A 25,629-nucleotide genomic window follows, 5' to 3' on the forward strand; every position below is an offset into this window, starting at 1 on the left:
AGCCTGCGAGGGGACCGCATGAGCATCGAGGTATCCAACGAGTCGGGCATCGATGTCTCCGAGGATGAGCTGATCAGCGTCGCGCGCTTCGTCATCGCGAAGATGGACGTGAACCCGGCGGCTGAGCTGTCGATGGTGCTGCTGGACAGTGCAGCCATGGCCGACCTGCACATGCGGTGGATGGACCTACCCGGCCCGACCGATGTGATGAGTTTCCCGATGGACGAGCTCGAGCCCGGGGGCCGGCCGGATGCGCCCGAGCCGGGTCCGGCCATGCTCGGGGACATCGTGTTGTGCCCGGAATTCGCAGAGCAGCAGGCTGCCAAGGCCGGGCACTCGCTCGGTCAGGAGTTGGCGTTGCTGACGGTGCACGGTGTACTGCACCTGCTCGGTTACGACCACGCCGAGCCGGACGAGGAGAAGGAGATGTTCGCACTTCAGCGCCAGCTCCTCGAGGAGTGGGTGGCTGATCAGGTCGAGTCCTATCACGCCGACCGGCAGAGTGAGAAAGACCAGCGGCTGCTGGACAAGTCCCGATACTTCGATCAACCGTGACCGGCTTGCTCCCGCTGCTCGGCGCCGTGGTGCTGGTCGGGTTCGGCGGGCTTTTTGCCGCGATTGACGCCGCCCTGTCCACCGTCTCGATCGCGCGGATCGAGGAACTGGTCCGCGATGAACGTCCGGGTGCCGCCCGGCTCAGCCGGGTAGTCGCCGAACGGCCCCGGTACATCAATCTCGTTGTGCTTCTCCGGATTACCTGCGAGATCACCGCCACCGTGTTGCTGGCGTCCTTCCTCGACGGGCATCTCGGCGTCGGGTGGGGCCTGGTGGCTTCCGCCGCGATCATGGTGGTGACCAGCTTCGTGGCCATCGGCGTCGGCCCGCGCACGGTCGGTAGGCAGAACGCCTATTCCATCGCGCTGATCTCGGCCTTGCCGCTGCAGGCGATCTCGGTGTTGCTCACGCCGATCAGCCGCCTGCTGGTGCTGATCGGTAACGCGCTGACTCCCGGCCGCGGTTTCCGCAACGGTCCGTTCGCGTCCGAAATCGAGTTGCGTGAGGTCGTCGACCTGGCCCAGCAGCGCGGCGTGGTGGCCGATGAGGAACGCCGGATGATTCAGTCGGTGTTCGAGCTCGGCGACACCCCGGCCCGTGAGGTCATGGTGCCGCGCACCGAGATGGTGTGGATCGAAAGTGATAAGTCAGCGGGCCAAGCGACGTCATTGGCGGTGCGCAGCGGGCATTCCCGCATCCCGGTGATCGGTGAGAACGTCGACGACATCGTCGGCGTGGTCTACCTGAAAGACCTTGTCCAGCAGACCTATTACTCGACCAACGGGGGCCGCGACACCAATGTGGCACAGGTGATGCGTCCGGCGGTGTTCGTCCCGGACTCCAAGCCGCTGGACGAGCTGCTCAAAGAGATGCAGCTCGACCGCAACCACATGGCGCTGCTCGTCGATGAATACGGCGCCATCGCCGGGCTGGTCACCATCGAGGACGTGCTCGAAGAGATCGTGGGAGAGATCGTCGACGAGTACGACGCCGGGGAGGTCGTCCCGGTGGAGGAACTGGGCGAGCGGCAGTTCCGGGTCTCCACCCGGCTGCCGATCGAGGACCTCTGCGAACTTTACGAACTGGAGCCCGACGAGGATCTGGAACCGGACACCGTCGGTGGCCTGGTCGCATTCGAACTGGGACGGGTACCGCTTCCCGGCGCCGAAGTGATCTGGGACGGCCTGCGGCTGCGCGCCGAAGGCGGTTCGGACCACCGTGGTCGGGTGCGGATCGGCACGGTGCTGGTCAGCCCGGTAAAGCCTGAGGAGGACAAGTAACCGATGACTGAACTCGATACCGAGGACACCAAACTCGTGGTGTTGGCCCGCGGCGCGATGGGCCGCGCCGAGGCGGGCACGGGCGCGGCGGTGCGCGACCAGGACGGCCGCACCTACGCGGGTGCCCCGGTGGCCCTGGCGGCGCTGAAGTTGACCGCGTTGCAGGCGGCGGTGGCCGCAGCGGTGTCCAGCGGTGCCACCGGACTCGAGGCCGCGGTGCTGGTGGGGGGCTCCGCCGATGACCCAGGCGTCGCCGCGGTGCGGGAACTGTCCGCTGATGCCGCGGTGATCGTCACCGACCGGGCGGGAAGCCCGGTATGAGCGGCGAGTGTGCGCTGAGATCGTCCATTCAGCGGATTTCGCGATCTGAGTGCACGATCGGGGTGCTGTGATGAGTGAATTCCGTTCCGGCTTCGTCTGTTTCGTCGGCAGGCCCAACACAGGCAAGTCGACCCTGACCAACGCCCTGGTGGGCCAGAAGGTCGCGATCACCTCGAACCGGCCGCAGACGACCCGGCATACGATCCGCGGCATCGTGCACCGCGAGGACTTCCAGATCATCCTGGTCGACACCCCCGGCCTGCACCGCCCGCGCACCCTGCTCGGACAACGGCTCAATGAGCTGGTCAAGAACACCTACTCCGAGGTGGACGTGATCGGTATGTGCTTTCCGGCCGATGAGCGCATCGGTCCCGGTGACCGCTGGATCTATCAGCAGATCCGGGCGGTGGCACCCAGGACAACGCTGATCGCCATCGTCACCAAGATCGACAAGGTGCCCAAGGATCGCGTCGCCGAACAGCTGATGGCCGTCAGTGAACTCCTGGGACCGGATGCCGACATCGTGCCGGTCTCGGCCACCGCGGGTGAACAACTCGATGTGCTCACCGATGTCCTCGTCTCGAAACTGCCGCCGGGGCCGGCCTATTACCCCGACGGCGAGCTGACCGACGAGCCCGAGGAAGTGTTGATGGCCGAGTTGATCCGCGAGGCAGCGTTGGAAGGCGTGCGCGATGAACTGCCACACTCGCTGGCCGTCGTCATCGAGGAGGTCGAGGAAAGAGCCGACCGAGACGACCTCATCGACGTGCGCGCCATCCTCTACGTCGAGCGAGACAGCCAGAAGGGCATCGTGATCGGGAAGGGCGGCGCCCGCCTGCGTGAGGTCGGCACAGCCGCCCGCACCCAGATCGAAAAGCTGCTCGGCACAAAGGTTTATCTCGACCTGCGGGTCAAGATCGCCAAGAACTGGCAGCGCGATCCGAAGCAGCTTGGGCGGCTGGGGTTCTGAGCCGCTCAGCTATCGCGGCTACTTGCTCGTCATCACGACTATCGCGATCGCCATCGCGATCACCAAAAACGTTGTGCCAAAAATGATCAGTGCTGTCTTGACGCGATCCCGTGAAGTTTTGCCAAGGCCGTAAGACGATGAACCGCTGAAGAGATCCAACAGCCCCTCCATCATCCGCCAGCCCCACGAGTTGCCGCTGTCTTTCTTGACATCCGGTTGCGGCGGGACGGGCGGCGGGGGGTAATACGGCGGTTGTGGGCGGGCACCGTGAGGTGCGGCGGGTGGATACCCACCGTTGGGTGGATAACCATAGCCGTAGGGGCCGGGTGGCGGTGGTGGATACTGCCCTGGCGGAGGTTGCTGTTGGGGGTGATACGGATCCGGATAGCTCATTGCGGCACTCCCCTTGCCCTGTTCGATAGCCTGCAAAATCCTACTTGGCCGGCACGCTGTGGGCCGGTCACCGTCCATCCCGCAGATACGCGGCCGTCGCCTCGGCCTGGGCTACCTCGGACTGTGCCGGTGTGGGCAAGTCGGCGATGTCGTCGATGAATTGTGCGGCGACGTCCGGGTCTATGCCCTGATTCATGAGCAGGCTTTGGACCATAGCGCGCTGGATCGCTCGGGCCTGGATGTTCGCCAGCTTGACGGTGGTCATGATATCGCGGGCGAGGTCCGATTCGGTCATCGACGTTGTCGTTGAAGACAACTCGATCCGATTGATCGCCCCCGAGATCGTGGCTTGCGCGGTGATCGTTCCGGCCGGGTTGGTCACTCCGAAGGTCACCGGCCCTTCCGGATCGCTCGGGTCATCGGGACCGGACGTGGTCGGTTCAAGCATGTCTGCCGTTGGCCCGCCGACGGTTTCATCGACCGTGAACGCGTCCAGCGCGGACCAGTCGTCTTGGTCGTCATCGCTGTGTTGCACGTCGTCGAAACCCAGCGCGTCGAGGTCGCCGGCGAACTGCTCGTCTTCGGGATCGTCATCGTCCCAAGTGTGATCGGTCATGTGGCTAGCAGTGCATGGTCCGGTCGAGATTGCCGGATTCGTGCGTATCGGTCTGGTCGTACTGTGTGGCGGCCATGGTCAGCTTCTGGGACAGGTCATTGGACGTCTTCATTATCGCTTCGGCAGCGGACTTTCGGACTTCGTTCGCCTCGCACAGTGCTTGCTGGGACGACCAGCAGATCGGGCCGTGCGTAGCCAGCACCTTCCATTCCACAAACGACGTCGTATTGCCCGCCGCGGAGAATCCGGCCGCGGCCGCGTCATGCGTAGTCGACATATCTCGGAGATCTGAAGTGAGAACGTTCAATTCATCAGACATACTTGCTCCCTGCTCCTTCCGCGGTTACAGGTCGGTGGTGAGGTGTTGCGGCGCAGCGTGGTTCGTGGTCTCAGCGCCGAACGAAGCATTGATCGGTGCGCGGCCGGCCTGCGACTGACCACCTGTCGCGACACTGGACTCGCCGTCGTTCGGCCCGTTCAGGTCCTGGTGCACTGCCTGCGTCACGGTCTCTACGATCTGTCCGGCGGCCCCCATGAGACCGCCGAGCTTGCCGGTGCCGCCGCCACTGGAACCCCCGCCCATTTGCGGAAGCGACGGCATGCCGCCCATTCCGCCACCAGAGCTCGCGGCACCAGTCGGCATGCCGGTCGTGTTGGGCATCGATGTCGCCGATCCCCGGCCGCCACCGGAGCCTGATCCGCCGCTGCCGGTGCCAGACCCGCCCCCGGCACCCGAACCGCCACCGCCGGACTGATTGCCCGAGCGTGGGGTGCTCGCGGGCTCGCTCTGGGTGCCCGGGGTGTCCTGCCCAGATGGATCGCCCGGGTTGTTGGACCCGTTCTGGCCGCCGGAACCAGCCAGTGAGGCAGGCGCACCGGAGCCTGAGGGGCCTACCGCGCCCGCTTGCCGGTACTGTTCCGTGGCTTCCCGAATCTGCGCGGCATTGTCCTGCGCGTAGGTGAGCAGATTGGCTGCTGCGGCGCCGGCGACGGCGCTCGCCACGGCCACCGCAGAGAACTGGAGTGCAATCGACTCCGGGGCTCCCAATACGCTGGCCTCCAGCGCCATTGCCACCGGAATCATTGCGGCCAAACCTTTTGAGGCCCAGTCGACTTCGGTGCGGGCATGGTTGACCTGTCCCGCCTGCGTGGACAGGATCCGAACGATGGAGTTGTCAGCTTCCAACATCGCCGACGCACGCTGGATCTGGTGTGAGTTCTGCGTCGTGTAGGCGTTAGAGGCTGCGCCGGACCACGTTTCGGTAGGGTAGGCGCCTTCGAGGGCCTTCCCGTGGGTCTGGAACTGTTTCGCGCCGTCGCTGAAGGCACCACCACCGTCGGGGCTTCCCATACCCATGCTTTTGCTGATTCCGGTCAGGACGTACAGGCCGTACTGGATCACCGGCGTGGCGATAGCTTCGGGAATGAGTAGCTGCGCCCACTTGCCGGCGTCGCCGAACAGGCCGACCGCACCGATCGGGTCGCCTTCCATGAGCTTCTTGAAGTCGCTGTACGTGCTCCAGGCGGTTGCCGCGACGCCGAACTTGCTGGGGGACTTGCTGCCTCCGTCGTCCTCTGAACCGCTCACTCGTTTCCCTGCCCATTGCACATGGATTGATCAGTGCGCACGCCTCTTGGCCCTCCCCGGCAGATTCAACGAATTCGTCGCGGCCCCCACGCCGTGGATTCGAGCGTAGCAGCGGGTGCGAGGCACCAATTACGCTAATTCTCACAGCAATTCGACAGCTGTCTGCCAGGTGTGACTCGGTCCTCCGGCCTACCCGTCAAGCGCATTGATCGCGGCGGCCGCCTGTGACGCGTCCGTCTGTGACGGGGCAGTCCACCAGACGTCGGGCTGCTTGGCGGCCCAGCCGGTGATCGCCTCCAACTCGGCGGCCAGCGAGATCAGCAGCGGCTCACTGTCAGCCGGCCCCATCAACTGGATGCCGATCGGCAGTCCATCGGAGGTGAAGCCGGCGGGCACATTGATCGAGGGCCAGCCCAATAGGTTCCACGGCCAGGTCACCGGGCAGGCGGCGATCGAGGTGCGTTCGGTGGCAGACCACCCGCGGCGGTCGAATTCGTGTGTGAGCGGCGGTGGTTGGGCGGTGGTCGGCGCAATGATGACGTCGACGAGGTTGAAGATCCAGGAGATGCGGCGCTGCGCGGCGGCCTCGTGTGCCCGGGCCTTGCGCAGCACGTCCTGTGACAGCAACCGGCCGATCCTCATGTTGGCCACCGTGCGCTCGTCGTAGGCCACATCGCCGAGGCGGTCGGTCCAATCCAGCAGGCCGGCGGTGGAACGGGCCAAAAAGTCCCATGACATCCGCAAGCTGTAGTTGGGGTCCTTTTCCACCACGGTGTGTCCCAGGTGCCCGAGTTGGTCGGCGATGCTCTGCAGCGCGGCGCGGATCTCGGGGTGCAGCGTGGCCCGGAAACCGGTGAACGGGAACTTCGTCGACATGGCGACCCGCAGCGGCCCGGGGGCGCGGCCGACGTGCTCGGCGGCCTGTATCGGCGCGGGCTTGTGCAGGTCGCCGTCGGTGTTACCGGATGCGGCGTCGAGCACCAGGGCCGCGTCGGTGACGGTGCGCGCCAGCACCCCGTTGACCGTGATGCCGTTGAACGCCTCGGGCAGCGGCCACGTGGAGATGCGACCGCGCTGCGGCTTGATGCCGACCAGGTGCGTCCATGCCGCGGGGATGCGGACGCTGCCGGCACCGTCGGATCCGATGGCCGCGGTCACCAGACCGGCGGCAACGGCTGCGGCGCTGCCGCCCGAGGATCCACCCGGGCTGTGCTTGCGTGACCACGGGTTACGGGTGTGGCCGAACCCCGGCCCGCCGGTGAACGGCCACTGTCCGAGCTCGCAGGTATTGGTCTTCCCGACGATCACCGCGCCGGCGGCCTTCAGGCGGCGCACCACCTCGGCGTCATCGGTGGCGACGCGGGTGGAGCCGTCGGTGCCGAACCGGGTGGGCACTCCGGCGACGTCGACGTCGTCCTTGACCGCGATGGGGATTCCCAGCAACGGGAGTTGTTTGCCGGCTGCGCGAGCGGTATCGGCCTTGGCGGCGTCGGCCAGCGCCTGCTCGGTCAATACGACGCGGAATGCGTTGAGGGTGGACTGGCTCGCTGCGATGGCATGCAGCGACTGCTGTACCAGTTCCTCAGAAGTGACTGCGCCGCTGGCAAGTTGATAGAGCTGATTGGTCAGGGTCGGAAAGGGAATCGGCGGTATGACAGAACCAGGGTCGGAAGTCGCAGATTTGGCCATCACTTTCGAGAATATCGGCGGTGCGTAACGGAACCTGTCCGGCCATGGTGCGACACTGTCACGATGCGGCTGTACCGGGACCGGGCGGTGGTGCTGCGCCAGCACAAGCTCGGCGAAGCCGACCGGATTGTCACCCTGCTCACCCGCGACCATGGTTTGGTACGCGCGGTGGCCAAGGGGGTCCGGCGTACCCGCAGCAAGTTCGGTGCACGGCTGGAGCCGTTTGCCCATATCGATGTGCAGCTGCATCCGGGGCGCAACCTCGACATTGTCACCCAGGTGCAGGCCATCGACGCGTTCGCCGCCGACATCGTCAGCGACTACGGCCGGTACACGAGTGCGTGCGCGATGTTGGAGACCGCCGAGCGGCTGGCCGGCGAGGAACATGCACCGATGCCCGACCTGCACCGGCTCACAGTGGCCGCGTTGCGTGCGGTGGCCGACGGCCGCCGGGCCCGCGAGTTGGTGCTGGATTCCTACCTGTTGCGGGCGATGACGATCGCTGGGTGGGCACCGGCGCTGACCGAATGTGCCCGCTGCGCCGCGCCGGGTCCGCACCGGGCATTTCACGTCGCCGCCGGCGGCAGTGTGTGCGTGCACTGTCGGCCCAGCGGATCCAGCACTCCACCCCAGCCCGTGCTGGAACTGATGTCGGCGCTACACGAGGGTGACTGGGAGTACGCCGAGGCATCCTCATCGGGGCATCGCAGCCAGGCCAGCGGACTGATCGCGGCACATCTGCAATGGCACCTGGAGCGTCAGCTGCGGACATTACCTCTGGTCGAGCGGGTGTACCGGATCGATCGGACAGTCGCCGAGCAGCGCGCGACGCTGGTCAGGCAGGATATGACCCATGGCTTTGAAGCGGGACAGGCGGGGCAAATCAACCTACCCACAGCTGCCCCCGGCGCCTGAGGACTATCCGGTCTTCCCGGATACCTCGACCTGGCCCGTCGTCTTCCCCGAGATCCCGGCCGGCACCAACGGCAGCTTCGCCCGCCCGCCCCAACACACGTCCAAGGCCGTCGCGCCCCGGATCCCTGCCGAGCAGGTGCCCAATCACGTCGCCGTGGTGATGGACGGCAACGGTCGGTGGGCCACCCAGCGCGGCCTGGGCCGCACCGAAGGCCACAAGATGGGCGAGGCGGTGCTGATCGATATCACCTGCGGTGCCATCGAATTGGGCATCAAACATCTCAGCGTCTACGCCTTCTCCACCGAGAACTGGAAGCGCAGCACCGAGGAGGTTCGGTTCCTGATGGGGTTCAACCGGGAGGTGGTGCGTCGCCGCCGGGAGAACCTGAACGCCATGGGTGTGAACATGCGCTGGGTCGGATCGCGGCCCAAGATGTGGCGCAGTGTCATCAAGGAGTTCGACATCGCCGAGCAGATGACCGTCGGCAATGACGTCATCACGGTCAACTACTGCGTGAACTACGGCGGCCGCACCGAACTCGTCGAGGCTGCGCAGGCACTGGCCGCCGAGGCCGTCGAGGGCAAGATCAACCCGAGCCGGATCAGCGAGGCGTCGTTCGCCAAGCATCTGCACCGCCCCGACATCCCCGACGTGGACCTCTTCATCCGGACATCGGGGGAGCAGCGGGCCAGCAACTTCCTGCTGTGGCAGTCGGCCTATGCCGAGTTCGTGTTCCAGGACAAGCTCTGGCCCGACTACGATCGGCGCGACCTGTGGGCGGCGTGCGAGGAGTATGTGAACCGCAATCGTCGCTTCGGGAGAGCCTGAGGGGAGGCCTGATATGCCCAGTCTGTTGCAGCGGTTGTCCTCGGTACTCGGCGAGGTGATGTCCGTCGTCGACGAAGACGACGACGCGCTGACCGTGACGGTCGACGGTTCGGTGGCGTCGGTGCGGGTGGTGGCCATCGCCGACGACCTGGAGATGGTGTCGCTGACCCAGCCGTTGGCATGGGATCTGCCCCTGAACAACAAGATTCGTGAACGGGTATCCGACCATGCCAGCAAGACCATGCTGGGCACGGTGGTCTTGGTTGAGAAGGTTGGTGAAGGCCCGGCGACGGCCACGAACGGCACTAAAGGTGCCGTCCGCAAGCGCCCGGCCAAGAAGGTTGCCGACGTGATGCTGCGCTACAACTTCCCGGCCGCCGGACTCACCGACGACGCGCTGCGAACGCTGATCCTCATGGTGCTCGCCACCGGTGCCGATGTGCGCCGGGACCTGATGTCGTGACGGTCATTCGCATCGTTGCGGCAGTGGTGCTCGGCGAGGACGACCGGTTACTCCTGGTCCGCAAGCGCGGCACGACGGCGTTCATGCAACCGGGCGGCAAGATCGAGCCGGGGGAGCAGCCGATCGAGGCACTGGCCCGCGAGGTGCGTGAGGAACTCGGGGTCGGTTTTGACGTTTCGGGGGCCGAAGAACTCGGCCACTTCACCGCACCCGCCGCCAATGAACCCGGCCACACCGTCGATGCGTGGCTCTACCTGGTCAGCCTCGACGGTGAGCCGCGGCCGCAGGCAGAGATCGCCGAGATGACCTGGATCGACCTGCGTGCACCCGGTGACATCGAGCTCGCGCCGTTGACTCGCGACCCTGTGCTCGTACTGGCGCGCGATCGGGTCTAGCGGTCTAATTCACCCTATCGGTGCACTCGCCGCACGTCCCGAAGATCTCGATCGTGTGGCTGACGTCGGAGAAACCGTGCTCGCGGGCCACGTCGGCGGCCCAGGCCTCGACGTGGCCGCCTGAGATCTCGACGGTGGCGCCGCAGGCCCGGCACACCAGATGGTGGTGATGGTCTTCGGAGCAGCGTCGGTAGACCGACTCGCCGGTGTCGGTGCGCAGCGTGTCGACGCTTCCGGTGGTGGCCATGGTCTGGAGGGTGCGGTACACCGTGGTCAGGCCGATGCCCTGGCCGCGGCGGCGCAGCTCGTCGTGCAGTTCCTGGGCCGAGCGGAAGCCGTCGGTCTCATTGAGCAGGTCGGCGATCGCCGCACGCTGCCGGGTGGACCGGACCGCGCCCGTCACTCGTGCTCCTCACTGGCGTGGGCGACGGCGTCGGCGACGATGTGGGCCAGGTGGTGATCGACCAGGCGGTAGAGCACCTCGCGGCCGGCCCGCTCGCTGGCCACGACTCCGGCCTGCTTGAGAATCCGGAGATGCTGGCTCACCAGCGGCTGCGGCACGGCGAGGGCGTCGACCAACTCGTGCACACAGCGCCCCGACTGCTGCAGTTGCAGCACGATCGCAATCCGCAGGGGAGCGGCCAGCGCACGCAGCAGCTCGCCAGCGGTGTCGAGGACCTCGCGCGGCGGCAGCTCGGGCGCCGGGACGGCCACGTGCTCGCGTGCGTCGTCGTGTTGATTCGTCGTGAAATTGGAAATCGTTTCCATTACGGGTCAGAATACATGCGCGGTATTGCATGTCAACCGCGCCGGCGGTCGCGCCGGATTATCGCCGGCGGCAAGCTGGTCGCTACTCTGATGCACCGTGGCATCCATCATCGACACCGTTGCGAACCTGGCGAAACGCCGTGGCCTGGTCTTCCAGTCCGGAGAGATCTACGGCGGCACCAAGTCCGCGTGGGATTACGGCCCGCTAGGTGTCGAGCTCAAGGAGAACATCAAGCGCCAGTGGTGGAAGTCCATGATCACCGGTCGCGACGACGTCGTCGGGCTGGACAGCGCGATCATCCTGCCGCGGCAGGTGTGGGTCGCCTCGGGCCACGTCGAGGTCTTCAACGACCCGCTGGTTGAGTGCCTGAACTGCCACAAGCGGCATCGGCAGGACCACATGCAGGAGGCCTACGCCGCGAAGAAGAGCACGCGCGACACCGCCGTAGATCCAGACACCGTGTCGATGGACGAGATCGTCTGCCCGGACTGTGGCACCAAGGGCCAGTGGACCGAGCCGCGCGACTTCAACATGATGCTCAAGACCTACCTCGGACCGATCGAGTCGGAGGAGGGTCTGCACTACCTGCGCCCGGAGACCGCTCAGGGCATCTTCGTGAACTTCGCCAACGTCGTCACCACGGCGCGCAAGAAGCCGCCGTTCGGCATCGGCCAGATCGGCAAGAGCTTCCGCAACGAGATCACCCCGGGCAACTTCATCTTCCGCACCCGCGAGTTCGAGCAGATGGAGATGGAGTTCTTCGTCGAGCCGGAGACCGCGCCGGAATGGCACAAGTACTGGATCGAGACGCGGCTGCAGTGGTACGTCGACCTCGGCATCAACCGGGACAACCTGCGCCTGTACGACCACCCGAAGGAGAAGCTGTCGCACTACTCCGACGGCACGGTCGACATCGAGTACAAGTTCGGTTTCGCCGGCAACCCCTGGGGTGAGCTGGAAGGTATCGCCAACCGCACCAACTTCGACTTGTCCACGCACGCAAAGCATTCCGGTGTTGACCTGTCGTTCTACGACCAGGGCGCCGACACCCGCTACGTGCCGTATGTGATCGAGCCGGCAGCCGGCCTGACGCGCTCGCTGATGGCATTCCTGGTCGATTCCTACACCGAGGACGAGGCCCCCAACGCCAAGGGCGGGGTGGACAAGCGCACCGTGCTCAAGCTCGACCCGCGTCTGGCCCCGGTCAAGGCCGCGGTGTTGCCGCTGTCGCGGAATGCCGATCTGTCACCCAAGGCCCGCGACCTGGCCGCCGAACTACGCAAGAACTGGAACGTCGAATTCGACGACGCCGGTGCGATCGGCCGGCGTTACCGTCGCCAGGACGAGATCGGCACGCCGTATTGCGTGACAGTCGATTTCGACACCCTGGAGGACAACGCGGTCACCATCCGCGAACGCGACGCCATGACCCAGGAACGCATCGCGCTGGACAAGGTGTCCGACTACCTGGCGGTGCGGCTCAAGGGCGCCTAACCGGCTAGAACCGGCCGCCACCGCCGCTGTAGCTGCGGCCCGACGAATGTGACGACCCGCCGTACGACGTCGGGCGCCCCATGCCGCGGCCACCGCCGAAGCCGCCCCCGTACCCTCCGCCGAAGCCACCGCCGAAACCGCCACCCCCGCCGCGCAGGATGTTGCCGATGAGGATGCCCCCGAGCACCGCGCCCATGTCGGACCCGCCACCCCCGCCGTACTGCGAGGTGTAGGAACGTTGCGCGGAGCGGACGTCATCGTTGGCCAGGCCCTGCGCTTGCGCGGCCAGCGTCGACGCTCCATTCGCGTGTGCAACGGACTCATTCGGATTCGAGGCGCGCTTGGCCTCGGCGGCCTGAAGTTGGCGCTGTGCCTCGGCCAGCCGGGTGCGGGCCTCCGGTCCGATGCTGCCGCGCCGGGTCTCGATGAAGTCCGACACCGCCTTGATCCGTGACTGGGCGGTGAACAGCGCCTGCTCCAGGGCGCGGGCCAGCCGCTCGGCGGCTTCCTGTTGTTCGTGGACGCCGGCAAGCAGCTGGTCGAGTTCGGCGTCGGCCTTGGTCAGTCGCGTGAAGGTTCCCAGTGGGTCGGCCTTGCCATTGGCCGTAGCTTCGTCGGCAGCCTTCGTCGCCGCGTCACGCGCCGCACTCAGTTTGTCGGCCTGCGGTGTACCGGATTGCCCCAGAAGCGAATTCGCCTGGTCGATACCGGCCTGAATATCGGTGATCGCCGCGGGCAGACCGGCCAGGGCCCGGTTGATGTCGGTCGCCGCGCTGTCGACCGCGTCGAGGAGGGTCCGGGTCTGATCGAGGGCGGACTCCGCCGAGCGCACCGCATCCACCAGTGCGGTCTGATCGGTGGCCGGCCGGGATACCAGGCTGCGCGCGGTGGTGATGCTGCGGTCGGCGAACGCCAGCCGTTCCTTGGCGGTATCCACATTGGTCGACACCGAACTCAGTGCGGTGGAGTCGAATTGGGAGTGCAGGTTGCCCAGTGTCTGGCTGGACGGTTCGATGCGGGCGGTCAGGTCGACCATCTGCTGGGTCATGCCGTCGAGCCGGGTTGGGGCGTTGATCACCAGATCGCGCAGCTGCTCGAAGGCCTGGCTCTGGGCGTCCAGTTCGCGGTCGGCTCTGGCGGCCGACACCACCACCTTGGTCAGCAGTTCCCGCTGTTGCAGCGGTGTCTCGGGGGCGTCGTCATCGAGCGTCTGGCGCACGGTGAAGGCCTGGGCCAGCGCCTTCTTCGCATTCTCCAGGGCCGCGCTGAACGGTTCGGTTCGTTTGGCGCCGAACTCCTCGATGGCCAGTTCCAGCTCAGCGTCACTGGTGCGGACGGCATTGTCGACATCGACCACGATCGAGCGGGACAGCTCATCGAGCGCCTCCAGTGGCACCGACGCCAACGCGTTGGCGTCGGTGGGATCGACCCGCTTGGCGGCCTCGAACTCGGCGTGGCGGCGCTTGGCCCGGCGCCGGCGAGACCACCACCACAGCAACCCGGCCAGCACCAGCACCACGCCCAGGGCGATCAGCATGGACGGCCACGAGATCCCGTCTCCTGCCGGTGTGGCAGGAGGATTGGCGTTCAAGCCGTTCGCGGCGGCGATGGCCGCGCCGGCCCAGTCCTCGCGACGCAGGGCCGGGGTGATGCTGTCGGTCCGGATTTCGTCGGCGCGTGCCGCGCCGCTTACCGTCGAGGGCACCTGGAATGCGAACGCCCGGTCCACCGTCGCGACCGCGAGCAGCGCGTCGTCGTCACCGAAATCGCTCAGCCGCATGGTGTTCCGGGCCCAGTCGTCCCGGCCCTGGCCCGAGAAATCCTCTGTGAAGACCACCCACAACTTGATGTGGCGGTCGTCGTAGAGCCTGTCGATGGCACGTTCCACATTGGCGCGCTGAGATGCCGACAAGGCCCCGGCGTTGTCGGTGAGTTGGGTGGCCAACCGCAACGGCGGCTCGGCGGCGGCGCCGGGGGCCGCCAGCAGTCCGGTCATCAGGATCGCGAGCAGCATGGACAGCAGACGGGCGATACGCATGACCGTCAATCTAGTGCGCCGCGAGGTCGTCGCGTCGGTTCCTGGCAGACTGTGCGTCGGTGAACGGGGATACGCAGGCCTGGTATGGCGACTTCGACCGGCAACGTCTGGTGGTCGAGTCGGCCAAGGGCGCTGCGCTGCCCGGCACCGACACCGAGCACCGCACTGACTTCGCCCGTGATCGGGCCCGCGTGTTGCACAGTGCGGCGCTGCGGCGGCTGGCAGACAAGACGCAGGTCGTCGGACCACGGCACGGCGACACCCCGCGCACCCGGCTGACCCACTCGCTGGAGGTGGCCCAGATCGGGCGCGGCATGGCGATCGGGTTGGGCTGCGATCCCGACCTGGTGGACCTGGCCGGCTTGGCCCACGACATCGGGCACCCACCCTACGGACACAACGGCGAGCGCGCGCTCGACGAGATCGCGAAACCTTTCGGCGGGTTCGAGGGCAACGCCCAGAACTTTCGGATACTCACTCGGCTGGAGCCCAAAGTGCTTGATGCCGAGGGTCGTTCGGCCGGGCTCAACCTCACGAGGGCCGCGCTGGACGCGGTGGCGAAGTATCCGTGGCCCAGCTTCGGCACCCGTAGAAAATACGGCTTCTACGACGATGACGCCGAGGCCGCCGAATGGGTGCGCGCCGGCGCGCCCGCCGAGCGACCGTGCCTGGAGGCCCAGGTGATGGACTGGGCCGACGACGTCGCCTATTCCGTGCACGACGTCGAGGACGGGGTCATCTCCGGGCGCATCGATCTGCGGGTGCTCGGCGATCCCGATGCGGCTTCCTCGCTGGCGGACCTGGGTGCCAAGAACTTTTCCAGCGTCACGCACGACGATCTGCTGGCGGCCGCCGAGCGGCTGTCGCACGTGCCGGTGGTGGCCGCGGTGGGAAAGTACGACGGAACTCTGGCGTCCTCGGTCGCACTGAAGACGTTGACCAGTGAACTCGTCGGGCGGTTTGCCAATGCGGCGATCACGCAGACCCGGGCAGTTGCCGGGCCGAGACCGCTACGTCGTTTTGATGCCGACCTGACCGTCCCGCCGCTGGTGCGCGCCGAGGTGGTGCTGCTCAAGATGCTCGCATTGCAGTTCATCATGTCCGACCACCGTCACCTGCAGATCCAGGCCGATCAGCGCACGCTCGTCCACGAAGTCGCCCTGGCGCTGTGGGCACAGGCCCCGGGCAGCCTGGACCCGCAGTTCGCGCCCGAGTTCGACCTGGCCGCCGACGACGGCGCCCGGTTGCGCGTGGTGGTCGACCAGATCGCGTCCTACACCGAGAGTCGGCTGGAACGGGTGCACGAGGCACGTTCGCCCCGGCCGTTGGGTTGAGCTCTCAGCCGATCTTCTCGACGATCGCCTTGAGCACATCGTTGGTCCGGCCGTCCAGCGTCTGCTTGGTTTCCCGGTCGCGCCAGCCGCGGATTTCGAGGTCGACGATGTAGTTGCGCTGCAGCGCAATGGCACGCGTCACCCGCTTGTAGCTGTCGACGCTGTGATCGAGATTGTTTTTGTTGTCGATGAACGCGAAGAGCGTCTCCGGTGTGGCCCGTACCTCGTTGATGGTGCGGGTCGAGTTCAGCTTCGCGTCGGATACGGTCTCCGCCACCGTCTTGCCTTCGCAGCTCTTCCAAATCTCGGAAAACTCGTCGAACAGCGTCTGAGCCGACGCGACATCGGGCAGGGCGATGACGTTCTGAATTACGAACATCGCGGGCCCGAGCGAAGGGCCCCACCGCCATACCGTGCCGGCGAAGGCCTCCTCCTGTGCGGATTCGTAGCTGGACTTCTGCGCGGCGAAGGGCACGCCGACGCAATTCGGCGCATCCGAGGTGACCTTCGCTCGGCGTAGACCGCCGTTGCTGTCAGTCAGATCGCTCATCAGCTGATAGTCCGATTGCATCGCCCGGTCGACCTCGGGTTCGGTCAGCAGGTACTGCTGAACGGACTGCTGGTCGGTCGGTCCGGCGGGCAGCGTGGTCCGTGACGGCGAGCCCGACGAGGAAACGGTCAGCCACGCAACGAGTGCCACCACGGCGACGAGGATGACGACGTACGACAGCGTGAGCCCGACGATGGCCCGACTTCGGCCATTCTGCGGACGCTTCTTGATCTGTGAAAGCGCCAGATGACTCAACACCGCACCGGCGGGGGCGAACAGGAAGGCGAAGACGATCGAGAGTGTGGCCAGTTTGTTGGTTTCGGCTTGCGGCGGAGGCGGCGCGGACGCTGAGATGACCGGTGGCGGCCCGGCGGGAGCGCCGAAGGGCGCGCCGCCGAACGGGTCCGACGGCGGTCCGCCATATCCACCAAAGCTCACCGATACCCCCCTCAAGCAACCCGCGTAACGCGACCTCCGCGCACGCATAGACTATGTCGGTGGCCGGCCGGATTTCAGATCGCGATATCGCGGCCATCCGTGAAAAGGTCCGCATCGAGGATGTCGTCGGTGACTACGTCCAGTTGCGGAGGGCCGGGGCCGACTCGATGAAGGGGCTCTGCCCGTTCCACGACGAGAAGTCGCCGTCGTTCCATGTGCGGCCGAATCACGGTCACTTCCACTGCTTCGGCTGCGGCGAGGGCGGGGACGTCTACGCCTTCATCCAGAAGATCGAGCACGTCAGCTTCGTCGAGGCCGTCGAGTTGTTGGCCGACCGGGTCGGCTACACCGTCACCTACACGGGCTCGTCGACCACCAATGTGCAGCGGGACCGGGGCAGTCGCAGCCGGTTGCTCGCCGCGAATGCCGCCGCCCAGGAGTTCTACGCCGAGGCGCTGGCCTCGGAGGAGGCCACCGAGGCGCGCAAGTACCTGACCGAGCGCAACTTCGATGCCGCTGCGGCCGCCCAGTTCGGGTGCGGGTTCGCGCCGTCGGGGTGGGACAAGCTGACAAAGCACTTGCTGCGTTCGGGTTTCGAGTTCAAGGAATTGGAAGCGGCCGGGCTGAGCCGGGAGGGCAAACGCGGGCCGATGGACCGGTTCCATCGGCGGCTGCTGTGGCCGATCCGGGTGTCCTCGGGAGAGACCATCGGCTTCGGCGCGCGTCGGTTGTTCGACGACGATCAGAACCAGGCCAAGTACGTCAACACCCCCGAGACGGTGCTCTACAAGAAGTCGCAGGTGCTGTTCGGACTGGACCGCGCCAAGAGGGACATCGCCAAGGGACATCAGGCCGTCGTCGTCGAGGGCTACACCGACGTGATGGCCATGCACCAGGCCGGGGTGACCACCGCGGTGGCCTCGTGCGGCACCGCGTTCGGTGAGCAGCACCTGTCGATGTTGCGCCGGCTGATGATGGACGACAACTTCTTCCGCGGCGAGCTGATCTACGTGTTCGACGGCGACGCCGCGGGTCGGGCCGCCGCGGTCAAGGCGTTCGAAGGCGAGCAGAACCTGTCGGGACAGTCGTTCGTGGCGGTGGCGGCCGACGGAATGGACCCCTGCGATCTGCGGCTGCGCTCCGGTGACGGTGCCCTGCGGGATCTGGTGGCGCGGCGAACCCCGTTGTTCGAGTTCGTGATTCGCAGTGCACTGGCGGAATATGATCTGGACAGCGCCGAGGGGCGGGTGGCCGCGCTGCGGCACTGCGTGCCGGTGGCGGCCCGGATCAAGGATCAGACGCTGCGCGACGAGTACGCCAGGCAGCTGGCCGGCTGGGTCGGCTGGGACAACGTCGCCCAGGTGATCGGCCGGGTGCGGGAGGAAGCCGGTGGTGGCCGCAAGGGCGCGCGGCGTCAGCCCGCGGGGCAGCAGGCGAGACCCAGACAGACCCCGGTAGCCGCACCCATCGGCCGCCCCGATCCGACCGATCCGACGCTCTGGCCGCAGCGCGAAGCGCTCAAGGCCGGTCTGCAGTATCCGGCGATCGCCGGGCCCGTCTTCGACTCGCTGACCGTGGAGAGCTTCACTCATCCGGGGTACGCCGCGGTGCGTTCGGCGATCGAGGCGGCCGGTGGCATGACGTCGGGCAAATCCGGTGCCCAGTGGATCGAGGCGGTACGCGAGCAGTCTTCGTCGTCGCCGGCGGCGGCGGGCCTGATCAACGAGTTGGGCGTGGAGGCCATCAACGTCGAGGACGACGACCGGTTGCCGCGCTACATCAGCAGCGTGCTGGCCCGCCTGCAGGAAGTCTGGGTGGGTCGCCAGATCGCCGAGGTGAAGTCCAAGCTGCAACGCATGTCACCGGTGGAGCAGGGAGACGAATATCACGCCCTGTTCGGTGACCTGGTGGCCATGGAGTCCTACCGGCGCAGCCTGCTCGAACAGGCCAGCGGCGACGACCTGACTGCGTGATCACCCACATCGCGATAGGGTGAGGCGCAGTCGGGCACCGTCAGGCAAGAGAGGCAGACCTGGTGACATTGTTCAGCACGCGGACGCGGCGGTTCATCGCAGTGGGCGCATTTGCGCTGGCCACGGGGGTCGCAGCGGCTGCCCCGGCGTTCGTCGCAGCGTCCAACACAGGGTCCACGGGCGGCCCGCAGGTCACGGCACAGCCGGCCTGCTTGGCCTGGTTCGGCAACAAAGAGGACGGCAAGTGCCTGTCCTACTCCAACGGCATGCCGGCCAACGTGGGAACACCGTGGGTGGGCGCGGGCGGCAATGGCGGATTCGTCACCGGTCCGCTGCTGCCGGGAACGTCGATCAATCAGGGTATCGGCTAGGCCCTACCAGGTACGTTTTGCCGAACCGTCGGTGCTCTCCTTCGTGGCGAGCACCGACGTTTCTGCGTCTATGGGGGTCAACGTGAGGAACTGCGGATCCGGCGAGACCTGCTTGGCGATCTTGCGCCGTCCAGCGTCGATCACCGCTTTGGTGGCCGGGTTGGCGGTCACCGCGCGGTAGGTACTGGCGATCTGCTCATAGCGGCGTCGCCCGGCCTTGGCGCCAAGCACGTAGCCGACGGCGATCACGGCGGCATAGCGGATCACAGTGTTCCTCCCAAAGCGACGTGCCTCCCAAAACTACGTGCCCCCCAAAACTACGTGCCTCCCAGGCACAGATGAGTGCCCTCCATCCTGCCTCACCTTCGCCCCGACGCGCCCGTCCGGGAGCGCATTGGCGGCAGCGGCGGTCCGTGCGCTAGAGTCAACGCTCGGCCGCGGAGCTTCCGCGGAAGGTAGTCCCCTGTAGCTCAATTGGCAGAGCTCCCGACTGTTAATCGGGCGGTTATTGGTTCGAGTCCAATCGGGGGAGCAAGTTCTCTTGAACCTCGGTCTCAGGACTGGGGCCGGGCCTGCGCCTGACGCGCCGCCTGGGTAAGCGCCTCCACCAGTGGATTGGATGCCGACGCGAGGGCATTTCGTTCCTCGTCGGTCAGTTGATAGAACGTCCACACACCCCAGGCCGCCGGCCGCACGTACACCGTCACCTGTTGCCTGTTGTTCGCCAGCACGGCCGGGACGGGTACCGCGCGATCGAGGGTGGCCGCGCTGGCCATCTCCTCCGCGATCTGTTGGACGTTGACTGATTCCTGCAGTTGGTACAGGACGGCCTTGTTGGCGGGGCCTTCCATCGCGAGGAACCAAGCCATCAGTGTCTCCTTGGGGGTAAGTGGTGCGAGCGGTGCGCTCCGACGGATCGTGAGTCGGATCGCACACAGTGTCGCCTATCGACGCGCCGTCGTCAGCCCGCTCACTAAGCCGGTCTGATTCGCTACCCTCGAGGTGTGTACCCACGGCTGATCGCCATCGTCGCCTTCGTCGGTCTACTCGCGGTTGGATGCGGCTGGAAACCGTCATCCGCGCCGCCTCCGAAGCCGGATACCTGCGCACCGACCGACGGCCCCAACGCCGACACGGTCGCCGATCAGATCGCCAAGCTGCCGGCCCCGGCAGCGGGTCGGCAGTGGACTCAGATCGGCACCGGACACACCACGAACTGCCGCTTGTACTGGGTGCAGGTGGGCCAGACCAACCCCGAGCCGAACAGCGCCGGGCAGCTGCTTTTCTTCGACCGGCAGACCCCGCTCGGCCCGGCCACCCCGGAGCCCCGGCCCTACATCAACGTGGTGACCAACGCCGATGACACCGTGGTGGTGAACTACCAGTGGCAGCAGGGCCATGACTCGCCCACATCGCCAACCGGTATCGCCACCGTGCGGTTCCGGATCGGGGACGACGGCAAACTCGTTGCCGTCGACCCGATTCCGAAGCCCTGAGGCGCCTCAGCCGTTGATCAGCTCGGCGGGGTCGAGCATCGCCGCGTAGCGCAACTGCTCGGGGATGCCGAACCCGTCGACGAGGGTCTCGACGTGCGGACGCAGTGCGCGACAGCGCTCGTTGATCCCACGTGTCACGGCCTTTGCACGTTCGGTGGACAGGTAGCGGTGCTCGATGAACCAGGCCTTGTCGCCCTCGATCACCGACAGCGCGTACAGATCGCAGACGTCGTCGAGGAGCTCGCGGGCCGTGTCGTCCTCGCAGGCGTCGATACCCGCGACGAACGCCTCCAGGATCACCCGGTCGATGTGTGCCTGGGCGGCATGCAGCACGTGGTCCTGTACGGAGTTGAACGCGTCGAAGGCCGACATCTCCTTGGCCTTGCCCTGCAGCCGCCGCGCCACCGAGGCCAGCATGTACTCCTCGCGGTCCTCGAACATCTTGACCTGGGTGCCGCGGTTGAACAGGCTGCCTTCCTCCTCGTTGTCCTGGCGGGTGTCCAGGACGGTCTGGATGATGGTCTCCGCGGCAGTGCGTTTGAGGACCCGCTCACCGGCGTAGTTGGCCGCGAACCGGACCCATTCGACGGGGCTCATGCCCTTGATGTCGTCGGCGTAGGCGGTGAGCAGTTCCTTGGCCACCAGTTGGGTCAGCACATGGTTGTCGCCCTCGAAGGTGGTGAACACATCGGTATCCGCGCGCAGGGCGATCAGCCGGTTCTCGGCGAGATAGCCTGCGCCGCCACAGGCTTCGCGAGCCTCCTGGATGGAGTGGCTGGCATGCCAGGTGTTGGCGGCTTTCAGGCCTGCCGCGCGGGCCTCCAGTTCCCGTTGCTCCTCGGCATCGGGATCGTCGGAGGTCTGCAACTCATGGCATTTGGCCACCAGTTCGTTCTGGGCGAACTGCAGGGCGTAGGACTTGGCGATCAGCGGTAGCAGCCGGCGCTGATGCACGAGGTAGTCCATGATCAGAACTTCCTCGGTGCTCTTGGGCGCCTCGAACTGCCTGCGTTCCAACGCATACCGGGTGGCGATGTCGAGGGCGACCCGGGCCGCGGCTGCTGCGCTGCCGGCGACGGTGACCCGGCCGCGGATCAGCGTGCCCAGCATCGTGAAGAACCGCCGGCCCGGGTTCTCGATCGGTGAGCTGTAGGTGCCGTCGGGGGCGACGTCGGCATAGCGGTTGAGCAGGTTCTCCCGCGGAACGCGCACGTGGTCGAACACGATGCGGCCGTTGTCGACGCCGGGCAGGCCGCCCTTGTAATGGCAGTCCGACGTCGTCACCCCGGGCATGTCGTTCCCCATGTCGTCACGGATCGGCACCACCAGGCAGTGCACCCCGTGCCCTTCGCCGTCGGGCGTGATGAGTTGTGCGAAAACCGCTGCAACCCTGGCGGTCTCAGCGGCGCCGCCGATGTAGTCCTTGCGCGCGTTGGGGGTGGGGGAGTGAATGACGAATTCCTGGGTCGCCGCATCGTAGGTGGCGGTGGTCTCCAGCGATTGCACATCGCTGCCATGACCGGTCTCTGTCATCGCGAAACAGCCGAGCAGGTCCAGGTCGATGAGCCGACGCACGTAGGCCTTGTGGTGGCGCTCGGTCCCGAGATTCTCGATGGCACCGCCGAACAGGCCCCATTGCACCCCGGCCTTCACCATCAGCGACAGGTCGCTCATGGCCAGCATCTCGATCTGGGTGATGGCCGCGCCGACATTGCCGTTGCCGCCGTGCTCCTTCCGGAAGCCGTCTTCGGCGGCCCCGGCCGCCGCCATGATCTTGAGTTGCTCGGTCACCTTGGCCCGGGCGATGGCGGTGTTGGGGGTGTAATGCGGCCGGAAGATCTCGTCCGACAGCGTGGTCCGCATGGCGTTCTTGACGTCGCGCCAGCGACCGTCCAGCGTGTTTCGCAGATGCTCGGCAGTGGAGGTCATACCCGACGGTAACGCGTTCGGCCGTCGGGGTGGGTGCGTTGCAACGAAGGCAAACCTTCCTGGACAAGCGAGACCCTGCCGCGCAAGACTGGCGCCATGCCGGAGTCGGTCGGTAAGTCGCTGTCTCCCACCGGCTTGCCGCATGTGAGCTATCACCGGCATGCCGATGTGACCGGAGGCTGGCTTCGTGCGGCGACCTTCGGCGCGATGGACGGTCTGGTCAGCAACACCGCGTTGATCGCCGGTGTCGGGGCCAGCGCCTCGGCCCAGACAGTGGTGCTCAGCGGCGTGGCAGGACTGCTGGCCGGTGCCTTCTCGATGGCTCTCGGCGAATACACCTCGGTGACCACCGCCAACGAGCAGGTCGATTCCGAGGTCAGCGTCGAGCGTCGGTCGTTCCACAAGAACCCGCAGGCCGAGCAGGCCGAACTCGTGGCCATGCTCCAGGAGATGGGGATGACGCCCGAGACGGCGGCGAAAGCCAGCGGGGAGATCCACCGCGACGAGAATCGGGCCGTCAACTTTCACCTCGTGCAGGAGCTGGGGGTGGACCCCCGGGAGAAGCCGTCACCGTGGGTGGCCGGAGCTTCGTCCTTTGTGCTGTTCGCGATCGGTGCGATCGTTCCGCTCATCCCGTATCTGCTGGGCTTCGAGTCGTTGTGGGCCGGGCTGGCCTGCGGTGGGCTGGGCCTGTTGATCGCCGGTGCGGTGGCGGCCAGGTTCACCCGTAAGCCGGTGGCCATCGCCGGAGTGCGGCAGTTGGTGTTCGGAGCCATCGCGATCGCGGCCACCTACGCCGTCGGCATCCTGGTCGGCGCCGTCATCACCTGATGTTGTACCGAATCCTGGCGGCCGGGCTCCTGGTTCTGGCCGGTTGCACCCCCGCGCGTGCCGCGTCGGGCTTCGAGTTCCTCGGCCAACGCCAGATTGCCTCTGCCGCGCTGCTGGACGGCACGGTGATCGGCGGATTGTCGGGGATCAGTTACGACCCGGCCGCCGATCTGTACTACATCGTCAGCGACGACCGCTCCGCCAAGAGTCCGGCGCGGTTCTACGCAGCGCGGATCACGTTGTCGGACAACGGTATCGGCGGCATCGAGTTCGTCGGCACCCATCCGTGGCTGAACCGTGACGCGCAAGCGTTCCGGCCGCTGGATATCGATGCGGTCCCGCCGGTGGTCCCCCCGGACCCCGAGGCGATCGCCTTCGATGCGCGTCGACAGCGGTTGTACTGGACCAGCGAGGGGGAGCGGCGGGTCGAGGGACCCGGCGTTCCGGTCCTGCTGGACCCGTGGGTGCGAACCGCCGGGCTCGACGGCAGCTTCCTCGGCGAGTTCGCGCTGCCCGAGGCCCTGCGGATGTCTGCCGGCGAACACGGCCCGCGCCGCAACAGCGCGTTGGAGGGGCTCACGCTGACACCGGATGGACGGTATCTGTGGGCGGCCATGGAGGGACCTGGATACGACGACGGCCCGCCACCCGATGAACAGCACGGTGCATGGGCTCGGGTGATCCGTTTCGACACGGACTCTGGGGCAGTCGACGGCCAGTATGCCTACCCGCTGGACCCGGTCGGTGCCGGGCCGGGCGGCGACAACGGGTTGTCAGATCTGGTCGCCCTCGACAACAGCAGCTTTCTGGTGGTCGAGCGTGGCTTCGGCACCCACGTGGCAGTGCGGATCTATCTGGCTTCCGTCGTCGAGGGCTCCACCGAGATGACCAAGACCCTGCTCGCGGATCTGACCAGCACGCCCGGTCTGGTGCCGCTGGACAATATCGAGGGAATCACGTTGGGCCCCAAGCTGCCTGATGGACGGCAGTCCGTGATCGCCGTCAGCGACGACAATTTCTCGCCTACCCAGGTGACGCAGTTCCTGTTGTTCGCGTTGTGAGAATTCGTGCTCTGGGGCGCCTCTGGTGTGCTGGATGATCGTTTCGTGAGCGATGAATGGTATGTCGTGTTTCCGACCGACCCGCGATGGACGCCCAATGCTGAACGCGAGGACGCGGCACGTGCCGTGTTCGAGGTGCTCATGGGCGATAGCGACGAGGTCAAGGCGAACCGGCCCGGGCGGGTGGTGTTGGAAGATGCCGGCGCAGGGGTTCAGACGATCAACTGCCCCGCGTGCGGAGACCTGATCGGCGAAAATCCGGGCAACATGGAGTGGTGGGTCGCGCAACTTGACCGCGTTTGGACCGAGAGCGCTGGGTTTTGGCCACTGGATGTGACGACGCCGTGTTGTGGCGCGGAGACGTCACTCAACGATTTGGTATACGACTGGCCCCAAGGGTTCGCTTCCTGGTCGGTCAGCGTGCGAAACCCTGTGTACAACATGACCGACGAGCAGTTGGAGTTGGTGGGCGCCGCACTAGGGCACCCGGTGCGTTGGGCGCATCGGCACATCTGACCGTATGGGTTCTAGCGGGACTCGTGTTCGTAACCCGGCGGCGGTCGCGAGCGCGTTTCTCCGCCACCACGTTACGAACGTGAACACGTCGCGAAAGTACCCGCTACTTCAACAGCGCGTGGCGATCAAAGTAGAAGTAGGTGTAGCCCGCGGTGATCGCGCAGACCAAGGTGGCCACCAACAGCATCTGAGATCCGCTGACCACCACGCTGATGAAGCCGCCGACGATGGCACCACCGGCGAACCCGGCCCACAGCAGGAAATACCCGAGCCAATCGCTAAGTTGGCCTCCGCTGATGTGGCGTTCGATACCTTGCCCCATCTTGACGAGCGTGCCGGTCACGTAGCTCAGCGGGATCGACACCTCGCCGTCTTTGACGAACGACGTGTTGAGGGCGCCGATACCGAAGGCCACGAACAGGATTGGGACGTAAGGAACATCGCGGGCCGTCCAGCCGCGCTCGATGAGGTCGACCACGGTGGACACCACCAGCGCAAGCGTGGTCAGCACCGTCGCGCCATGGGGATGGTTGACCCACAGATGGCGGCGACACAAGGAAGCGATCACCACTCCGCCCACAAAGGCAGTTATCAGCAATGCCGCACCGATCGCCAGCCATTCTTCGCCTTGGAACAGCCCGAGAAATGCCCGCTCGGTGTTGCCGGTCATGAAGGTGACGAAGTATCCCGCGGAATGGGTGAACGCCGCTGCCCCCAGCACTCCGGCGAGGCCGGCCAGAATCCACGACAACCGGGCCTCGCCGTCGAACTGTTGCGACATGTCACCCATTGTGGGGAGCCGTGCGGCCGCTCCG

At 66.3% G+C, this 25,629-nt stretch carries 29 protein-coding genes and 1 tRNA gene; 17 read left to right on the plus strand and 13 right to left on the minus strand.

Features of this window, described 5'->3' with window-relative positions; all coding sequences use genetic code 11:
* Window positions 1–18 precede the first annotated feature (18 nt).
* The 4 genes from ybeY to era all read left to right on the plus strand — a co-directional run bounded on the left by ybeY (window position 19) and on the right by era (window position 3,126).
* On the plus strand, window positions 19–555 hold the full coding sequence (gene ybeY / locus ACZY08_RS26875) for an rRNA maturation RNase YbeY (RefSeq protein ID WP_463747654.1): 537 nt from the start codon (window positions 19–21) through the stop codon (window positions 553–555).
* Window positions 552–1,835, plus strand: coding sequence for a hemolysin family protein (locus ACZY08_RS26880; protein ID WP_463747655.1), 1,284 nt, complete (start codon window positions 552–554; stop codon window positions 1,833–1,835). Before ybeY ends, ACZY08_RS26880 begins: the two co-directional genes overlap by 4 nt.
* 3 nt (window positions 1,836–1,838) lie before the next feature.
* Entirely contained in the window at window positions 1,839–2,156 is a 318-nt protein-coding gene (locus tag ACZY08_RS26885; RefSeq protein ID WP_463747656.1) for a cytidine deaminase, read from the plus strand.
* Window positions 2,157–2,226: 70 nt separating this feature from the next.
* Window positions 2,227–3,126, plus strand: a complete 900-nt coding sequence (gene era, locus ACZY08_RS26890) for a GTPase Era (RefSeq protein ID WP_163660170.1) — start codon at window positions 2,227–2,229, stop codon at window positions 3,124–3,126.
* Between the two features lie 18 nt (window positions 3,127–3,144).
* Here era and ACZY08_RS26895 read toward each other — a convergent pair whose 3' ends face one another.
* From ACZY08_RS26895 to ACZY08_RS26915, 5 genes are all read right to left on the minus strand, one after another.
* Window positions 3,145–3,519, minus strand: coding sequence for a hypothetical protein (locus ACZY08_RS26895; protein WP_463747657.1), 375 nt, complete (start codon window positions 3,517–3,519; stop codon window positions 3,145–3,147).
* A gap of 67 nt (window positions 3,520–3,586) precedes the next feature.
* Window positions 3,587–4,135, minus strand: coding sequence for a hypothetical protein (locus ACZY08_RS26900; RefSeq protein WP_463747658.1), 549 nt, complete (start codon window positions 4,133–4,135; stop codon window positions 3,587–3,589).
* Window positions 4,136–4,139: 4 nt separating this feature from the next.
* Window positions 4,140–4,454 carry an ESX-1 secretion-associated protein gene (locus tag ACZY08_RS26905; protein WP_463747659.1) on the minus strand — a complete coding sequence of 105 codons (315 nt, stop codon included), beginning with the start codon at window positions 4,452–4,454 and terminating at the stop codon, window positions 4,140–4,142.
* 24 nt (window positions 4,455–4,478) lie between these two features.
* Window positions 4,479–5,723 carry an EspA/EspE family type VII secretion system effector gene (locus ACZY08_RS26910; RefSeq protein WP_463747660.1) on the minus strand — a complete coding sequence of 415 codons (1,245 nt, stop codon included), beginning with the start codon at window positions 5,721–5,723 and terminating at the stop codon, window positions 4,479–4,481.
* Between the two features lie 189 nt (window positions 5,724–5,912).
* Window positions 5,913–7,412 carry an amidase gene (locus tag ACZY08_RS26915; RefSeq protein ID WP_463747661.1) on the minus strand — a complete coding sequence of 500 codons (1,500 nt, stop codon included), beginning with the start codon at window positions 7,410–7,412 and terminating at the stop codon, window positions 5,913–5,915.
* Window positions 7,413–7,475: 63 nt separating this feature from the next.
* Between ACZY08_RS26915 and recO the strand changes: the two genes are divergently transcribed.
* The 4 genes from recO to ACZY08_RS26935 are packed head-to-tail and all read left to right on the plus strand — an operon-like array spanning window position 7,476 to window position 10,014.
* Entirely contained in the window at window positions 7,476–8,327 is an 852-nt protein-coding gene (recO, locus tag ACZY08_RS26920; RefSeq protein ID WP_463747662.1) for a DNA repair protein RecO, read from the plus strand.
* Window positions 8,266–9,156, plus strand: a complete 891-nt coding sequence (locus ACZY08_RS26925; protein WP_463747663.1) for a decaprenyl diphosphate synthase — start codon at window positions 8,266–8,268, stop codon at window positions 9,154–9,156. Before recO ends, ACZY08_RS26925 begins: the two co-directional genes overlap by 62 nt.
* A gap of 13 nt (window positions 9,157–9,169) precedes the next feature.
* Window positions 9,170–9,619, plus strand: coding sequence for a hypothetical protein (locus ACZY08_RS26930; protein ID WP_463747664.1), 450 nt, complete (start codon window positions 9,170–9,172; stop codon window positions 9,617–9,619).
* Complete coding sequence (locus ACZY08_RS26935; protein WP_463747665.1) at window positions 9,616–10,014, plus strand: NUDIX hydrolase; 399 nt, start codon at window positions 9,616–9,618, stop codon at window positions 10,012–10,014. Before ACZY08_RS26930 ends, ACZY08_RS26935 begins: the two co-directional genes overlap by 4 nt.
* Window positions 10,015–10,018: 4 nt before the next feature.
* Here the strand turns inward: ACZY08_RS26935 and ACZY08_RS26940 are convergent, their stop codons facing one another.
* Both ACZY08_RS26940 and ACZY08_RS26945 read right to left on the minus strand, forming a co-directional pair.
* Window positions 10,019–10,417: a Fur family transcriptional regulator gene (locus tag ACZY08_RS26940; protein WP_463747666.1), complete on the minus strand. Its 399-nt coding sequence runs from the start codon at window positions 10,415–10,417 to the stop codon at window positions 10,019–10,021.
* Window positions 10,414–10,782, minus strand: coding sequence for an ArsR/SmtB family transcription factor (locus ACZY08_RS26945; RefSeq protein WP_463747667.1), 369 nt, complete (start codon window positions 10,780–10,782; stop codon window positions 10,414–10,416). Before ACZY08_RS26945 ends, ACZY08_RS26940 begins: the two co-directional genes overlap by 4 nt.
* A 97-nt stretch (window positions 10,783–10,879) precedes the next feature.
* Between ACZY08_RS26945 and ACZY08_RS26950 the strand changes: the two genes are divergently transcribed.
* On the plus strand, window positions 10,880–12,277 hold the full coding sequence (locus ACZY08_RS26950) for a glycine--tRNA ligase (RefSeq protein WP_463747668.1): 1,398 nt from the start codon (window positions 10,880–10,882) through the stop codon (window positions 12,275–12,277).
* A 4-nt stretch (window positions 12,278–12,281) separates the two neighbouring features.
* Here the strand turns inward: ACZY08_RS26950 and ACZY08_RS26955 are convergent, their stop codons facing one another.
* Window positions 12,282–14,315: a TPM domain-containing protein gene (locus ACZY08_RS26955; RefSeq protein WP_463747669.1), complete on the minus strand. Its 2,034-nt coding sequence runs from the start codon at window positions 14,313–14,315 to the stop codon at window positions 12,282–12,284.
* Window positions 14,316–14,374: 59 nt separating this feature from the next.
* Here ACZY08_RS26955 and ACZY08_RS26960 point away from each other — a divergent pair, with 59 nt between their 5' ends.
* On the plus strand, window positions 14,375–15,649 hold the full coding sequence (locus tag ACZY08_RS26960; RefSeq protein ID WP_463747670.1) for a deoxyguanosinetriphosphate triphosphohydrolase: 1,275 nt from the start codon (window positions 14,375–14,377) through the stop codon (window positions 15,647–15,649).
* Window positions 15,650–15,653: 4 nt separating this feature from the next.
* Here ACZY08_RS26960 and ACZY08_RS26965 read toward each other — a convergent pair whose 3' ends face one another.
* The gene (locus ACZY08_RS26965; protein ID WP_463747671.1) at window positions 15,654–16,637 is read right to left on the minus strand and encodes a sensor domain-containing protein; all 984 of its coding nucleotides are present in this window, start codon (window positions 16,635–16,637) and stop codon (window positions 15,654–15,656) included.
* A gap of 59 nt (window positions 16,638–16,696) precedes the next feature.
* On the opposite strand from ACZY08_RS26965, the gene dnaG reads away from it, so the two are divergent.
* Both dnaG and ACZY08_RS26975 read left to right on the plus strand, forming a co-directional pair.
* A complete protein-coding gene (dnaG, locus tag ACZY08_RS26970; RefSeq protein WP_463747672.1) occupies window positions 16,697–18,610 on the plus strand; it encodes a DNA primase in 1,914 nt (637 codons plus the stop codon).
* A 62-nt stretch (window positions 18,611–18,672) separates the two neighbouring features.
* Window positions 18,673–18,981: a DUF7155 family protein gene (locus tag ACZY08_RS26975; RefSeq protein WP_463747673.1), complete on the plus strand. Its 309-nt coding sequence runs from the start codon at window positions 18,673–18,675 to the stop codon at window positions 18,979–18,981.
* A 3-nt stretch (window positions 18,982–18,984) separates the two neighbouring features.
* Here the strand turns inward: ACZY08_RS26975 and ACZY08_RS26980 are convergent, their stop codons facing one another.
* Window positions 18,985–19,248 (minus strand): hypothetical protein, encoded by a 264-nt coding sequence (locus ACZY08_RS26980; RefSeq protein ID WP_039321988.1) that lies wholly within the window; start codon window positions 19,246–19,248, stop codon window positions 18,985–18,987.
* Window positions 19,249–19,440: 192 nt separating this feature from the next.
* Here ACZY08_RS26980 and ACZY08_RS26985 point away from each other — a divergent pair.
* A tRNA-Asn gene (locus tag ACZY08_RS26985) sits at window positions 19,441–19,513 on the plus strand.
* Between the two features lie 22 nt (window positions 19,514–19,535).
* Here the strand turns inward: ACZY08_RS26985 and ACZY08_RS26990 are convergent.
* Window positions 19,536–19,850, minus strand: coding sequence for a hypothetical protein (locus tag ACZY08_RS26990; RefSeq protein ID WP_209914806.1), 315 nt, complete (start codon window positions 19,848–19,850; stop codon window positions 19,536–19,538).
* Between the two features lie 135 nt (window positions 19,851–19,985).
* Between ACZY08_RS26990 and ACZY08_RS26995 the strand changes: the two genes are divergently transcribed.
* Window positions 19,986–20,477: an LppP/LprE family lipoprotein gene (locus ACZY08_RS26995; RefSeq protein WP_463747674.1), complete on the plus strand. Its 492-nt coding sequence runs from the start codon at window positions 19,986–19,988 to the stop codon at window positions 20,475–20,477.
* Between the two features lie 6 nt (window positions 20,478–20,483).
* Here the strand turns inward: ACZY08_RS26995 and ACZY08_RS27000 are convergent, their stop codons facing one another.
* Window positions 20,484–22,406 carry an acyl-CoA dehydrogenase family protein gene (locus ACZY08_RS27000; RefSeq protein WP_463747675.1) on the minus strand — a complete coding sequence of 641 codons (1,923 nt, stop codon included), beginning with the start codon at window positions 22,404–22,406 and terminating at the stop codon, window positions 20,484–20,486.
* 96 nt (window positions 22,407–22,502) lie between these two features.
* Between ACZY08_RS27000 and ACZY08_RS27005 the strand changes: the two genes are divergently transcribed.
* From ACZY08_RS27005 to ACZY08_RS27015, 3 genes are read left to right on the plus strand one after another with little or no spacing between them, the layout of a single operon-like run.
* Window positions 22,503–23,237, plus strand: a complete 735-nt coding sequence (locus tag ACZY08_RS27005; protein WP_463747676.1) for a VIT1/CCC1 transporter family protein — start codon at window positions 22,503–22,505, stop codon at window positions 23,235–23,237.
* Complete coding sequence (locus ACZY08_RS27010; protein WP_463747677.1) at window positions 23,237–24,298, plus strand: esterase-like activity of phytase family protein; 1,062 nt, start codon at window positions 23,237–23,239, stop codon at window positions 24,296–24,298. Before ACZY08_RS27005 ends, ACZY08_RS27010 begins: the two co-directional genes overlap by 1 nt.
* 27 nt (window positions 24,299–24,325) lie before the next feature.
* A complete protein-coding gene (locus ACZY08_RS27015; protein ID WP_463747678.1) occupies window positions 24,326–24,814 on the plus strand; it encodes a hypothetical protein in 489 nt (162 codons plus the stop codon).
* Window positions 24,815–24,917: 103 nt separating this feature from the next.
* Here ACZY08_RS27015 and ACZY08_RS27020 read toward each other — a convergent pair whose 3' ends face one another.
* Window positions 24,918–25,595 (minus strand): YoaK family protein, encoded by a 678-nt coding sequence (locus ACZY08_RS27020; protein WP_463747679.1) that lies wholly within the window; start codon window positions 25,593–25,595, stop codon window positions 24,918–24,920.
* Between the last annotated feature and the right edge of the window lie 34 nt (window positions 25,596–25,629).

It is taken from the genome of Mycobacterium sp. IDUB_9 (assembly GCF_055419505.1).